Origin of the sequence: Lysinibacillus sp. NPDC047702, assembly GCF_050272555.1 — a bacterium.
Lineage (GTDB): Bacteria > Bacillota > Bacilli > Bacillales_A > Planococcaceae > Lysinibacillus.
Genome location: NZ_JBNNMG010000027.1, coordinates 1 through 13,807 on the forward strand (window position 1 = coordinate 1; position 13,807 = coordinate 13,807).

At 33.7% G+C, this 13,807-nt stretch carries 13 protein-coding genes; 8 read left to right on the top strand and 5 right to left on the bottom strand.

Annotated elements, in window-relative coordinates; all coding sequences use genetic code 11:
* Positions 1-134: 134 nt before the first annotated feature.
* Both ACQKIM_RS14030 and ACQKIM_RS14035 read right to left on the bottom strand, forming a co-directional pair.
* Positions 135-590 (bottom strand): TlpA family protein disulfide reductase, encoded by a 456-nt coding sequence (locus ACQKIM_RS14030; RefSeq protein ID WP_427544898.1) that lies wholly within the window; start codon positions 588-590, stop codon positions 135-137.
* Positions 591-770: 180 nt separating this feature from the next.
* Positions 771-1,313 carry a peroxiredoxin gene (locus ACQKIM_RS14035; protein WP_427544900.1) on the bottom strand — a complete coding sequence of 181 codons (543 nt, stop codon included), beginning with the start codon at positions 1,311-1,313 and terminating at the stop codon, positions 771-773.
* A gap of 406 nt (positions 1,314-1,719) precedes the next feature.
* Here ACQKIM_RS14035 and ACQKIM_RS14040 point away from each other — a divergent pair, with 406 nt between their 5' ends.
* The 5 genes from ACQKIM_RS14040 to ACQKIM_RS14060 are packed head-to-tail and all read left to right on the top strand — an operon-like array spanning position 1,720 to position 6,048.
* On the top strand, positions 1,720-2,262 hold the full coding sequence (locus tag ACQKIM_RS14040) for a helix-turn-helix domain-containing protein (protein WP_427544902.1): 543 nt from the start codon (positions 1,720-1,722) through the stop codon (positions 2,260-2,262).
* A 16-nt stretch (positions 2,263-2,278) separates the two neighbouring features.
* Positions 2,279-3,385 carry an ABC transporter ATP-binding protein gene (locus ACQKIM_RS14045; RefSeq protein WP_427544904.1) on the top strand — a complete coding sequence of 369 codons (1,107 nt, stop codon included), beginning with the start codon at positions 2,279-2,281 and terminating at the stop codon, positions 3,383-3,385.
* Positions 3,375-4,184: an ABC transporter permease gene (locus ACQKIM_RS14050; protein WP_427544906.1), complete on the top strand. Its 810-nt coding sequence runs from the start codon at positions 3,375-3,377 to the stop codon at positions 4,182-4,184. Before ACQKIM_RS14045 ends, ACQKIM_RS14050 begins: the two co-directional genes overlap by 11 nt.
* Entirely contained in the window at positions 4,181-4,978 is a 798-nt protein-coding gene (locus ACQKIM_RS14055; RefSeq protein ID WP_427544909.1) for an ABC transporter permease, read from the top strand. The genes ACQKIM_RS14050 and ACQKIM_RS14055 overlap by 4 nt, the downstream gene beginning before the upstream one ends.
* The gene (locus tag ACQKIM_RS14060) at positions 4,975-6,048 is read left to right on the top strand and encodes an ABC transporter substrate-binding protein (protein ID WP_427544911.1); all 1,074 of its coding nucleotides are present in this window, start codon (positions 4,975-4,977) and stop codon (positions 6,046-6,048) included. Before ACQKIM_RS14055 ends, ACQKIM_RS14060 begins: the two co-directional genes overlap by 4 nt.
* 857 nt (positions 6,049-6,905) lie before the next feature.
* On the opposite strand, the gene ACQKIM_RS14065 is transcribed toward ACQKIM_RS14060, so the two are convergent.
* Complete coding sequence (locus ACQKIM_RS14065; protein WP_427544913.1) at positions 6,906-7,085, bottom strand: hypothetical protein; 180 nt, start codon at positions 7,083-7,085, stop codon at positions 6,906-6,908.
* A 110-nt stretch (positions 7,086-7,195) separates the two neighbouring features.
* On the opposite strand from ACQKIM_RS14065, the gene ACQKIM_RS14070 reads away from it, so the two are divergent.
* From ACQKIM_RS14070 to ACQKIM_RS14080, 3 genes are read left to right on the top strand one after another with little or no spacing between them, the layout of a single operon-like run.
* The gene (locus ACQKIM_RS14070) at positions 7,196-9,499 is read left to right on the top strand and encodes a sensor histidine kinase (RefSeq protein ID WP_427544915.1); all 2,304 of its coding nucleotides are present in this window, start codon (positions 7,196-7,198) and stop codon (positions 9,497-9,499) included.
* A 5-nt stretch (positions 9,500-9,504) separates the two neighbouring features.
* A complete protein-coding gene (locus ACQKIM_RS14075; RefSeq protein WP_427544917.1) occupies positions 9,505-10,143 on the top strand; it encodes a response regulator in 639 nt (212 codons plus the stop codon).
* Positions 10,144-10,173: 30 nt separating this feature from the next.
* Positions 10,174-11,115 carry a polyprenyl synthetase family protein gene (locus ACQKIM_RS14080; protein ID WP_427544919.1) on the top strand — a complete coding sequence of 314 codons (942 nt, stop codon included), beginning with the start codon at positions 10,174-10,176 and terminating at the stop codon, positions 11,113-11,115.
* A gap of 49 nt (positions 11,116-11,164) precedes the next feature.
* On the opposite strand, the gene ACQKIM_RS14085 is transcribed toward ACQKIM_RS14080, so the two are convergent.
* A complete protein-coding gene (locus ACQKIM_RS14085) occupies positions 11,165-11,860 on the bottom strand; it encodes a transglutaminase-like domain-containing protein (RefSeq protein WP_427544921.1) in 696 nt (231 codons plus the stop codon).
* Positions 11,861-12,064: 204 nt separating this feature from the next.
* Positions 12,065-13,780 carry an MFS transporter gene (locus ACQKIM_RS14090; RefSeq protein WP_427544923.1) on the bottom strand — a complete coding sequence of 572 codons (1,716 nt, stop codon included), beginning with the start codon at positions 13,778-13,780 and terminating at the stop codon, positions 12,065-12,067.
* Between the last annotated feature and the right edge of the window lie 27 nt (positions 13,781-13,807).

The following is a 13,807-nucleotide window of genomic DNA, read 5'->3' on the forward strand; positions in this document are numbered from 1 at the left end:
GAACGGAGATCAACCCCTCGTTTTGAAAAAGGGCTATACTTTTTAATTTGTCACCTTGATTTCATTGACATAATAGTATTTCAACAACATGAAAAGACGAGAATCTAAATTATTCTCGTCTTTTCATCATGCTCTTATTCAGCATTTCGCATTTCATCTAATACACGATTTACACGTTTTTCTAGCATTTTCATACCGCTGCCACCAGCTTGCATATGACGCAGCTGACCATCTTTATCAAACACAAAATATGCAGGCACATATTGGTTTTCAAAAGCATCTGTTAACTTCATTTCACTATCCACAAAGATTGGTTGCACAATGTCATGCTCAGCCGCTACTGCTTTAATTGTCTCTAAATCAGTATCTGCTTCAGAACGCGGCATATGTACTGCTACAACATTTAGCTCATCTTTATATTGATCACGGAAATTATTAACATCTGGCATAGCCTCTTTACATAAATGACAGCTCACTGACCAGAAATGGATTAATGTTGGTTTTTTGCCTACTAATTCTGCTTTTGTTACTTCTCCATTTAACCAAGTCGTTGCGCCAACTAATTCAGGCATTTGTTCACGAAGTTTCATAAAAATCCTCCTCTAATATATCATTTGTTTTAAATGTTTTAGATTATGGTCGAAAACTCTTCCCAAAATCTATTACAATCCGAGGTAAAGTAAATTAACATTCACCAATTCACTTAAAAGTCCCCACAAGCATGTCGTGGGGACTCTTTTTTTGTTAAATAATGACTCAACTCTATTTTATTATAGAGTTGCTTGACCTGGACGCCAGTTTGCTGGGCAAAGACCACCAGTTTGTAATGCTTGAAGTACACGTAAAGTTTCATCTACATCACGGCCGATGTTGTTATCGAAAATTGTTTGGTATTTTAATTCGCCTTCTGGGTTGATGATGAATAAACCGCGTAGTGCGATACCTTCTTCTTCAATTAATACACCATAATCTTTAGAAATTTGGTGGTTTGTATCAGCAGCTAATGGATATTTTAATTCACCAAGACCATTTTGAGTGCGGTCTGTGTTGATCCATGCTAAGTGTGTGTGAATTGTATCCGTAGACACACCAATTACTTCTGCATCTAAGTCCTCGAACTCGTCGTAACGATCGCTCATTGCAGTGATTTCAGTTGGGCATACAAAAGTGAAGTCCATTGGGTAGAAGAAAAGAACAGTCCATTTGTCTTGTGCTTTAATGTCTTCTAATGATACTTTGCCAAAAGATTTGTCTGGAAGTACTGCTTCCATTGTAAAGTCAGGTGCTTGTTTACCTACCATGCGTTCTGCCATAATAAATCCCTCCGATTAAATATGTAGTGTATATATTCCATTCGCACTAGCGAACTCGTCTTCTACGATAGCAGAGTAATCGTAGTTTTTCAAACAAGTAAACTTCGTTAAGGGACATGTTTCAAATTATCTGACAAATTTTTGTCAAATCCCGAAATGGAATAGCGGCTACAGCCTATTTATTAGCTATTTTTAACAATTTTATTCTAGAATAAACAAACTTTTTCTTCTTGCGATTTATGTTAAATTTCTAAAAATTTTTTCTTCTTTTTTTTCACTAAAAACGATTGCATATCTAAAATTTTTATGTATAATTGTAATGGTTTTAGTAAACTAAAAGTTTTGTTAAAGTAAACTTCATATTTCAAAAGTTTATGATTGCTAAACTTCTTCTAGGAGGGAAAAGATGCAAATAGGAGCAAAAATTAAAGCGCTTCGTTTAAAAAAAGGTCTTACCCAAGAGGAGCTTGGAGAACGTACAGATTTAAGTAAAGGTTATATTTCCCAATTAGAACGTGATTTAAATTCACCTTCTATAGAAACACTCTTTTCGATATTAGAAGTGTTAGGGTCAACACCTAAGGAATTTTTTGATGATGAATCACCTGAACAAAAGGTTGTTTATACAGAGGAAGATCAATCCACCTATACGGATGAAGAAAAAAAATATGAAATTCAATGGCTTATTCCAACATCAAATGAAAAAGAAATGGAGCCTATTTTCCTAACTCTTGCTGCTGAAGGTGAATTTAAACAATTTGAACCCTCACTCTCCGAAACCTTTATTTATGTAGTGAAAGGTCGTATTCGTCTCGTTTTGGGGAATGAACAGTATATAGCTAGTGAAGGTAACGCTCTCTATTTTGATGCGACAGATCATCATCAAATTTTTAATGCACATGATGCTGAAACAAAGATTTTGCTTGTCGCTACGGATTCATACTTATAGCTAAGGAGGCGCATCTATGACAACGAATTCAATTATCCGCTTTGAAAATGTTTCAAAGTCTTATAATGACGGCACGATCGTTTTAAAAAACATTAATCTAGAGCTAGAAAAAGGGAAATTTTACACATTATTGGGTCCCTCTGGTTGTGGTAAAACAACTATTTTACGAATTATCGCAGGCTTCACTGAACCATCTACAGGAGATGTTTATTTTCACGATAAGAAAATCAACTCAGTGCCAGCAAATGAACGTCAAGTAAACACAGTCTTTCAGGATTATGCATTGTTTCCTCATTTAAATGTCTTTGAAAATGTCGCATTTGGACTACGTATTAAAAAGCTGCCTGAAAACGAAATTAAGGAACGTGTGGCTGAAGCATTAAAATTTGTCAATCTTGCTGGGTACGGAAGCCGTGAAATTTCTGAAATGTCAGGTGGTCAGCGTCAGCGTGTAGCAATTGCTCGTGCGATCGTAAATGATCCAGAAGTAATCTTATTAGATGAACCTCTTTCAGCGTTAGATTTAAAGCTACGTACTGAGATGCAATATGAGCTTCGAGAATTACAGCAACGTCTTGGCAAAACGTTTGTCTTCGTGACACACGATCAAGAAGAAGCACTTGCTATGAGTGATGAAATATTTGTACTAAGTGAAGGCCAAATTCAACAATCAGGTACTCCTGTTGATATTTATGATGAGCCCATTAACCGCTTCGTAGCTGACTTTATAGGAGAATCAAATATTGTACCTGGTGTAATGGTTGAGGATTTCAAAGTAGAGTTTGCTGGCAAAATGTTCGAATGTGTTGACCAAGGGATGAAACCAAATGAAAAAGTCGATATTGTTATTCGTCCAGAGGATTTAGAAATGACAACTATTGATAAAGGTAAACTTATCGTAAAAGTTGATACGCAATTATTCCGTGGTGTGCATTATGAATTATCCACATATGATAAAGATGGCAATGAGTGGCTTGTCCATTCTTTGAAAAAAGCTGAGGTAGGGACAGAAATTGGCTTAGATTTTGATCCAGAGGCTATTCATGTTATGCGTTTAAATGAAACCGAAGAAGAGTTTGACAAACGTTTAGAAGCTTATGGAGATGAAGACGATGCAAGCTAAAACATCGAAATCTGCCTTATTTCCATACGTTTTATGGATTGCATTTTTCGTTATTGCACCAATTGCACTGGTCGTATACTATTCCCTACTAGATATACATGGCAATTTCACGTTTGATAACTATAAAGCATTCTTTACTTCCGTTTATTTAAAAATGACCTTAAGCTCGTTCTGGTATGCGTTTTTAATTACTTTCTTTACGTTACTAGTTTCGTATCCAACAGCCTATTTTTTAACAAAAACTAAGTATAAGCAGCTTTGGCTACTACTAATTATTATTCCTTCTTGGATTAATCTTTTGTTAAAAACGTATGCTTTTATCGGTATTTTTGGCTTGTACGGTCCATTAAATGCATTTATTGAAGTATTTGGCTTTGATCCAAAGCAAATGCTATTTACAGATATTAGCTTTGTATTTGTATCAGTGTATATTTTTATACCTTTTATGATCTTACCTATCTTTAATTCTTTAGATCGTTTAAACCCTACTCTTATCTATGCAGCACGTGATTTGGGTGCATCTGCCTTTACGACATTCCGTCGTGTTGTACTGCCTTTGACTATGGATGGCGTTAAATCGGGAATACAGGTTGTATTTATTCCTGCATTATCTCTATTTATGATTACACGCTTAATTGCTGGAAACCGCGTGATTACACTTGGCACAGCTATTGAACAACAGTTCTTAGTGACTCAAAACTGGGGAATGGGCTCGACTATCGCTGTATTCCTAATTTTATTCATGGTCATTATTATGCTGATTACAGGACAAAAGGATAAAGGGGGCAGCGTACGATGAATAAATTATCAGCTTCCGCAAAGGTGTATTTAGCTCTTGTTTTTATCGTTTTGTATGCACCTATCTTTTATTTAATTTTTTATTCTTTTAACAGTGGCGGCTCCATGAATAATTTTGAATCCTTTACGCTTGAACATTATAAAGCTGTATTTGAGGACTCCCGTCTGCTGGTTATTTTAATTAATACGGTCATCGTAGCACTGCTTTCCGCTTTAATTTCAACAATTATCGGTACATTAGGTGCAATTGGTATTGTAACAGTGAAAGATGCAAAAATGCGTAATACATTACTTTCCTTAAACAATGTATTGATTGTCAGTCCTGATGTTATTATTGGTGCGAGCTTTTTAATTTTGTTCACGATGGTTGGTATTAAATTAGGCTTTGCTTCTGTTTTATTAGCACACGTAGCTTTTAGTGTACCAATTGTTGTACTGATGGTTTTACCAAAGCTGTTAGAAATGAATACATCATTAATTGATGCTGCATTAGATTTAGGCGCATCCAAAAAAGATGTGATGATGCGTGTCATTTTACCGTATATTCAGCCTGGGATCTTTGCAGGGTTCTTCCTTGCCCTTACGTATTCCTTAGATGACTTTGCGGTTACCTTTTTCGTAACTGGCAATGGCTTCAGTACATTATCTGTGGAAATTTACTCTATGGCACGTGCTGGAATTTCCTTAACGGTAAATGCTATTTCTGGCTTAGTATTCTTCGTTACGGTGATTGTCGTAGTCAGCTATTACTTCATCACAAGTCGAGCTAGTAAAAGAACGGAGGGACAACAATGAAGCAATTAATTCAAGCTACAATTGCGATACTTGTCGTGTCCGCCCTATTATTCTACGCTGCTGATGCCTTGAGTGCTGGTGGTGGAAAAAGCGGGAAAAACACGTTAACGATCTTTAACTGGGGAGAATATATAGATCCTGATTTGCTAAAGCAATTTGAAAAAGAAACAGGTATTCATGTAATTTATGAGACGTTTGACTCCAATGAAGCCATGATGACAAAAATTCAACAGGGTGGAACAGCTTATGATATTGCTGTACCTTCTGAATATATGATTGAAAAAATGAAGGAAGAAAATTTATTAATTCCTTTAGATAAAACAAAAATCCCTAATTTAAAAAATATTGATCCATATTTTCTAGATTTACCATTTGATGATGACAATAAATATTCAGTCCCTTACTTCTGGGGAACAGTAGGTATTGTCTATAATCCAAACCTTGTTGGTGATTTAGATTTCTCTTCATGGGATGATTTGTGGGACCCTTCATTAAAACGAAAAGTCTTTTTAGTAGATGGTGCTCGTGAGGTAATCGGGATGGGCTTAAATAGCCTAGGACATTCGCTGAATTCATTGGATAATCATGAACTACGTGAAGCTACAGACAAATTAATCACACTTGCCCCAAATGTTAAAGCCATCATTGGTGATGAAATTACGCCGTTAATGATCAATAACGAGGCAACTGTAGCCCTCACTTGGTCTGGGCAGGCAGCAGACATGATGTCAGAAAATGAAGAGCTAGACTTTGCAGTACCAGAGGAAGGCTCAAACTTATGGTTTGATAATATGGTCATCCCAAAAACATCTAAAAATATTGAGGGTGCTCATGCCTTTATTAATTTTATGCTAAAAGCTGAGTCAGGTGCCCAAAACGCTGATTATGTTGGCTACTCTACCCCTAACATTGCAGCAATGGATTTAATGGATAAGGAAGTTGTATCTGATGAACGCTATTATCCTTCTGAAGAGCAACGAGAAACATTAGAAGTATATAAAAACTTAGGTCCTGATTACTTAGGCAAATACAATGAATTATTTTTAGAATTTAAAATGAGTATTCGATAGATTATAAAAAGTGATGAAAAACAAAATTGTTTTTCATCACTTTTTTTCATGTTGTTGAAATACTATTATGTCAATGAAATCAAGGTGACAATTTAAAAAGTATAGCCCTTTTTCAAAACGAGGGGTTGATCTCCGTTCCGACTGAGTGCTTTCCTGGGGGCGTCCGATGAGCCGCTTGGGGCAACAGGAGGTTGGTCACGAAGGCGTTATCACAGGACGTGACGGTTTTAGCCTTCGTTCCCCTAATTTGCTCGCTCCAGGGTCTCATCTGTGACGCTGAATCCCCGAGGAGTCACGCAGTCTACACTCCAATCAACCATCGCTCATAGTATTTTCATTGGCATTTCACATAAATGTATAGTGATTAATTGAAGTCTTAACCATCACTATTTTGCGGTAAAATGGAGATTTTATATAACATTTTACTTATGCGAAAACAGAGCGACAGCAACAAGTAGCTTTATGTAAAGTGACAATGTGGTTTTAACCATAAAATGCAGGACAACAATTATAGAATTGTGCCACTATTCTATCCATTTAATGATGGTGAGTAACATGCTTTTACTTTACTTTTCTTTTGAAGGAAGAAAATATTTAAAGTTCTACACTATTGCTGATTGGAGTGCAAGGCTACTCGACTCCCGTGGGATAGCGAGACAGACGAGACCCTGCACGGAGCGTTAGCGCAGGAAGCGGCTCGTCGCTCGCCCACAGGAAGCCTTGCTCTGCGCGAAAGCGAAGCGTCAGCGGCAAAGCGAGTAGCCTGGAACGGAAATCACCTTCATTTAACTTAGTAGTGTTCACAAAGAATCCCTTGACCATTTAGTTTTTTTGTTGAAGGAAAGAAGAAGCATTTTTTATCGAGGAAGCCATGTTGATGATTTTTGGATTACATCTGATTTATCAGTATTCTGTACTGCCTCTTGGATAATATTTAGCTCAGTAGCTGAAAGATCACCCGTTATCTGTAATTGTTGTAAATCAATTTCACCTTTATTAGAATTTGAAAGTAATGTATGAACCATATTCATTATCATAGTATTCCCTTCCTTTCAATTTGTTTACAGTTATAATAATATAAAGGGAGTGTGTATTAACCGCAAATCTATTTGTAATAACCGCAAATTTTTTATTTGGGGAGGGTTATATGAAGAGTAATAAAAGAAAAATTCTATTTTTACAATTAATATTTTTATTAGCCCACTTCTTTTTAATATTCACTATGTTGAAACCATATATAGGTATAGATGTACAGTATAATAAAAATGGCCAAATCATCATATCCAATATCTATGATAACGATGGCTGGGCTCGCTATTCAAATCTCGCTATCGGTGATACTATCTTAGAGGTAGATGAGATCAATATGACTACGATCAATAATCATCTCAAACATAATAATTGCTTTGTTCATGGTTCCTCTATAAAAATTATAAGAAACAATGAAATACAGTACATACAAGCACCACCTGATTCTGTTAAAGACACCTTTCAGGAAATTATCATTCCTAGCATATTTTCCTTAACAGTATTCATTCTGACTCTTTTTATCTATCAACAAAATAGTAAAGTTGCTTTTTATTTAACTGGATTTCTATTATCAGTGTCTCTTAGTTTTTTTGCCTCGACAGAATCTGGAAGAGGAGATATTGTTTCCAGTATTATTATTAGTGTATTTTTTCCCTTAGGCTCTCTTTTTCTGACACATTTCATTCGAGTGCTGTTGTTAGAAAAGGGTATTAAAATCAAATGGCATATTTTTTATAAAATAAATGGGTTTATCTGTTTGGCTATTATTATTTCAAAATTATTAACTCTTTTCTTCATTAATAATTTAGATGCTTTCAACACCATTCTTGTTATAAGCTACTTCTGTTTCAATATTTGTTTTTCAATTTTGCTACTAATTTATTTTTATTTAACAACTAAAGGTTCTCATCATGAGGTATTTTTAAAATGGTTAATATTAATTCATGTTTGTGCATTTGTACCTTTTATTTTTTTACATGCAGTTCCATTTATCTTTAGACTACCTTATATACAAGATGATCTTGCAGCTTTTACGTTATTTATTATTCCTATTGGTTACACTTATATTGTGTTGACTAATCGCTTAATAGATATTAATTTTATATTAAAACAAATTCCATATTATGTATTTTTAACTTTTATCCCCACTCTTATCTTGACAATTTTCATTATCAGTGAAAGATTCTACTCTAGAAATATTATTTTATATTTTATAATTTTATTTCTAGCTATTCTTACCATCAATATTGTGACATTATTTCTAAAAGAAAAATTAGATTTTCAATTAAAAGATAGTTTACATTATCATCAGTCCTTTTTTTCTAAAAATTTAAATGAATTTTCACAAAAACTAGCTTCTGTTATGAAAGAAGATGATTTAGAAGATTTATTACTGCATCAAATCAAAGAGACATTAGATCCTCAAATTCTACTATTGATAAGAATAAATTATGAAACCACCGAGTACCAATGCTTTGATTTCACCCAAAATAATACAGAAAGCATACTTGCAGATTCTATTAAACTTAAGCTCAAAAACAATCATACAGATATATTAATTGACCATCCTAATTATCTTGGAATTCAGCTTTATGAACATCATCACATAGGTACGTATATTTGGATTAGCAAAAAAAGAAATAATACTACGTTCAATTTGCATGAAAAAATGTGGTTAATAAATATTGTTAAATATGTAAGATTAGTCTATGAAAATTTAAATATAGTAAAAAATATTATTGCAACTATCGAAAATAGAGACACAACCAATCAACAATCATCAAACACCCTTACTCGATTTTTATTGCAATTAAGTGAACAGGAACGTAAACGATTGGCTTCAGATTTACATGATTCTGCTTTACAAGATCAAACAATTTGGTATCAGAAATTAAATCTTCTTATACAAAATTCAAACACTTTACAGAAGGAAGACTTAGAAACATTAAATAAAATCAAGAACGGTTTATTGGATGTTATTAAACAAATTAGAGACACCTGTAGTGAGTTACGTCCCAACTTTTTGCTAAATACTAATTTTACTGCATCTTTAGAGGATCTTTGTAAAAAGAAACAAGCGAAAGCTAGTTTTAGTCTACGGTATGAATTTCTACTTTCTAATTACGCGAACAATCATAATTTAACAATTTCTATCTACCGTGTACTTCAAGAACTGCTGACCAATGCTGAAAAGCATTCTGATGCCACATTAGTATCCATAGAAATGTGGGAGGATGATCATTATATTTACTTAGATTATAAGGATGATGGTGTAGGGATGGACAATATAAGTGAGCAGTATAATGAGGATCATATTGGATTAATAGGTATAAAAGAACGTATTCATATTTTAGATGGAGAAATTGAATTTATTACAGAACTTACTCAAGGATTACAAATTTTAATAACAATTCCGAGGTGAGAACATTGATTCAGCTATTAATTGTAGACGACCATCCAATGGTTGGTCTCGGTACTAAAAATATACTAGAGGAAGTAACTGATTATCATATCACTTATCTATCAAATTGGCAGCAGGTCATACAAGACATAAAGAAAAAATCATTTGATCTTTATTTATTGGATATTAATATGCCTAACTGCTCTGGCATCGAATTATCAAAAAAAATCTTACTTACTCATTCGGATGCTAAAATCATACTTTATACAGGATTTGATTATTCCTGTCAGTTGAACACTCTAATCGAGTTGGGAATTTGCGGTATTATAAGCAAATCTGCATCCTATCAGGAATTAGTGATAAATATACAAGCTGTACTAAATGGTTACGTAATGATTCCAAGGGAAATGTTAATACGTTCGTTACCATCTAACATATCCCAAGGTTTATTAGTCGCTGAGCAACAACAAGAATTTTCACAAAAGGAGATGGAAATTTTAGAGAGTTTAGCCAAAGGATCCAGCAATAAAGAAATTGCAGATGAACTTTTTATGAGCATTCGTGCCGTTGAATACAATTTAACTAAAATATATAAAAGGTTATGTGTAAATTCTCGTTCTGAGGCAGTTGCAAAAATTTTAAATAATAGTCGTGCTCAATTTTAATAATGACTTTCAAGAGATGGAGGGATTATATTGAAGGCATATCAGGACATGAATTTACAGGAAGAATTAATCACATTAGCAAATCAAATAATTGAAAAGTCATTTTCCGATGTCTATTTGCAACAGCTTGCTCAAAGCTATGTAAATTTTAAATTTCAACAAAGTTTAAATTTTGCCCTATTAACTGAACTTCATTATTCCATCTTTAGAGAGCAACAGAATTTAGAAGAAAAAAGAGAATTACAAGTCATTGTAGAATTCATCATATTAGCAGCAGATATATTAGATGATATACAGGACGAGGATGTATTGATTTATCCTTGGTCAAACGTTAATTTAGGGGAAAATTTAAATATTATTATCGGGTTTTTACTAACCTCCCTCCATAAAGTTACACTATTAAATTGTAGTGATGAAGCTAAAAATTTTATCAGTCAACAAATTCAACTATTACTACTCAAGTCAATCAATGGACAACAAAAGGATATGCATAACCGTATTTCTAATGAATCTGAATATTTGGAAATGGTTAGCCTAAAATCTGGCTCTCTTATGCAACTTGCTTGTATTTTAGGAGCTGGGAATGTTCTATCAGAAACATTGCAAACGATTAAAACATATGCAAATTATTTAGGCATAGTAGCTCAAATTCGTAACGATGTACATGATGTTTTAACAGATCATACTATAAATGATTTACATATTAAAAAGGTCACTTTACCTATCCTCTACTATTTGTACATAGAGGATAGTAATTTTCAACCGATTAAAAATTACTATCACAGCAAAACCCAATATATGCATTTAACAGAATCTGAAAAAGCAAATTTAATGGACATCATTCGTAATGGTGGAGCTATTCCATACTGTCATATTCTAGAAAAAATATACTACCACAAATTTCAAGCTTGTATTAATGATATGACTCTCACTAGTGTAGCTCGTGAGCAGCTATTAAATATTGATATTTAAAACATGAAAAGGATAAACTCGCTTCGAATTGAAAGCGAGTTTATCCTTTTCACTGATCCCTCAACATATCTAACTTTTTATTTATTTTCTTTCTTTTTTTATTAAACAACATCTCTTTCAGCTTACTATCCGTATTATTATATTTCTTAAATAAATCATCTGGATTATCAAATATTCCTAAATCATCTGTTATAGAAAAGCTTTGGACATATACACTTTCACCAGTCCAGCAGAGATTTATATTATCTTTATCCTTAACTGAAATTCCATAACCGATAAATCCTTCATTAAAGCTACATAGTCGATTTTTCACTTGCTTTAAATAGGAATCATCTATAATCACCCCTTCTAGCACAATCCAGTCATCATGTAATTGAACCTCCGTCCACGCGTGAACAATTTTACTTGGTGCTAATAGATAAGTGATGCCAGTCAAAGCTCCCTTTTGCATTTTTTTATCAATCAGGAATCCATGTATTCTACAAGGAATTCCAACTGCTCTAAGGAAAGCCATTAAAAGTGTACTTTTTGTATTACATTGCCCATATCCATCACGTAATACTTCAGAAGCGGGAATATCATCTGTCCGATTATAGCCAAACTTAATTTCGTTTCTTACAAAATCATAAATTTCTTTAATTCGATCCTCATAGGCTAAGTCACTCCATCCTCTTTGTTTAACTAGTTGCTGGAGAGCTTCGTCTTGAAAATTTAGCATGGCTGTCGGTTCCAAATATTTCATCATCAGTATTCACCCTTTTCTCCCTCTCTTAATTACCTTATATTACTATTATATCTATAATTATCTATTTCTACTAGAGTGTCGTATGACTATTGTCTATTGTTCTTTAATCATTGCAAAGTATGTATTAAATTGAGTAGTAATTAAGAGAAGATATACATTTGAATCGGTAGGGATTTTTTACCCTACCGATTACTAGTTCATAATTTACCCTTCAACATGCTTCTTTCTTAAAAAAATCAAGGATAAACTAAAAAGGCATGTTAACAATAATCCACACCAAAATGCTTTTGTCATTGCCTCAACAATATATCCTTGCGCATCATTTCGGATATTGCTCTGAATAGCTTTAACTTCCTTTTCTATATTTTCAATTTCAGCATTTACCATAGCAGTTATTTTCTTTTCTATATCTGGTGAAGCATTGACCTCCACAGTTTTAGGCATTTGTTTTAATGCTTCCTCCATTTTCATCGCAACAAATTGATCAGACATTTCCTTGGAGACCTTAAAATCCTCTACCTTCTGCTCTCCTTCAAAAAAGCTATCTTTTTTTCCCTTTAAATTATCAATAGCTATCGTCTTGACAGCATCAGGTACTTCACTATTTTCAAAGCGTGTCACACCATCATCCACTATATCGTTTGCATATTGATTTAAAAAACTTAGAGTAATAGAAACAAATAAAGATACACCAATGGCACCTCCAAGATTTCGTGCTGTCGCAAATATACCTGACCCCAAAGAGACATGCTTTTCTGAAACAGAAACCGTGCACACCGTTACACTTGTAACCATTATGATACCTAATCCAGTTCCTAATAAGGACATCATCGTAATAAGCATTGGAAATTCAGTATCCGGTGTTAATTTTAAGAGGAAAATAAAACCTGAAACAGTAAAAACATATCCAAAAAGCATTGGAACTTGATAGCCAATTTTGTCAATTATTCTTCCTACAATCGGTGCTACGATTAACATTACTGCTGATAAAGGTGTAATAAGAAATGATGCATAAAGAGTCGTAAAATCCTTTACCTGTGTTAGATAAACAGGTAACAAAATTAAAGTACCCATTAACAAAATGCCACCTAAAAAATTCGAGAGAATGCCACCTAAATAATGTTTATTGTTAAATATTGAAAAATCCACTAATGGCACCTTAGCCCGTTTTTCTATAAAAATAAATAATAGAGTGGCTATGATACTAATTGAAAAATAAATATATATGGTCGTTGAAGTCCATCCTAATTTTTCACCCTGTAATATCGCATAAGTTAAAAAATAGAGCGCAATGCTAACAACTAGCATACCTAGAACATCTAATTTAAATGGGGATTTGATATCTTTAAATCCTTTAAAAGCTAGTAGGATGAATGGAAAGGCTACTATAATAATTGGAACATTGATATAAAAGATCCAACGCCAATTAATAAAATCTGTCACTACACCACCAAGACTAGGACCAATAGCTACAGCTAGTGCACCAACGGCTCCCCATATCCCCATGGCAAGCCCCATTTTTTCTGCTGGTACAGCTGTCCTCACTAGCATCATACTAGTTGGAATAATCATTGCCCCACCAATTCCTTGTAAAACTCTAGCTGCAATTAAAACTTCTACTGTAGGGGCCATTCCACATAATAATGAGCTTACAGCAAATACGATAACGCCAATTAGAAAAACTTTTCTCCTGCCAAAAAAATCTGCAATTTTTCCTAAAGTAATTAGTAAAATAGCGAGCGTTAGCACAAACGAATTGATAATCCAAGAAGCTACACTTAAATTTATTTCATAATCATTCATAATATTTGGGAGTGAAATATTAACTACAGTACTGTCTAAAAAAACTAAAAATAAACCAAGGCTTACCGCTAATACCTGCTTCATACCCCCGTATATAGGCTCATTTTGATTTGTCATTGTCAACCCTCTTTCATCTGTTCCATC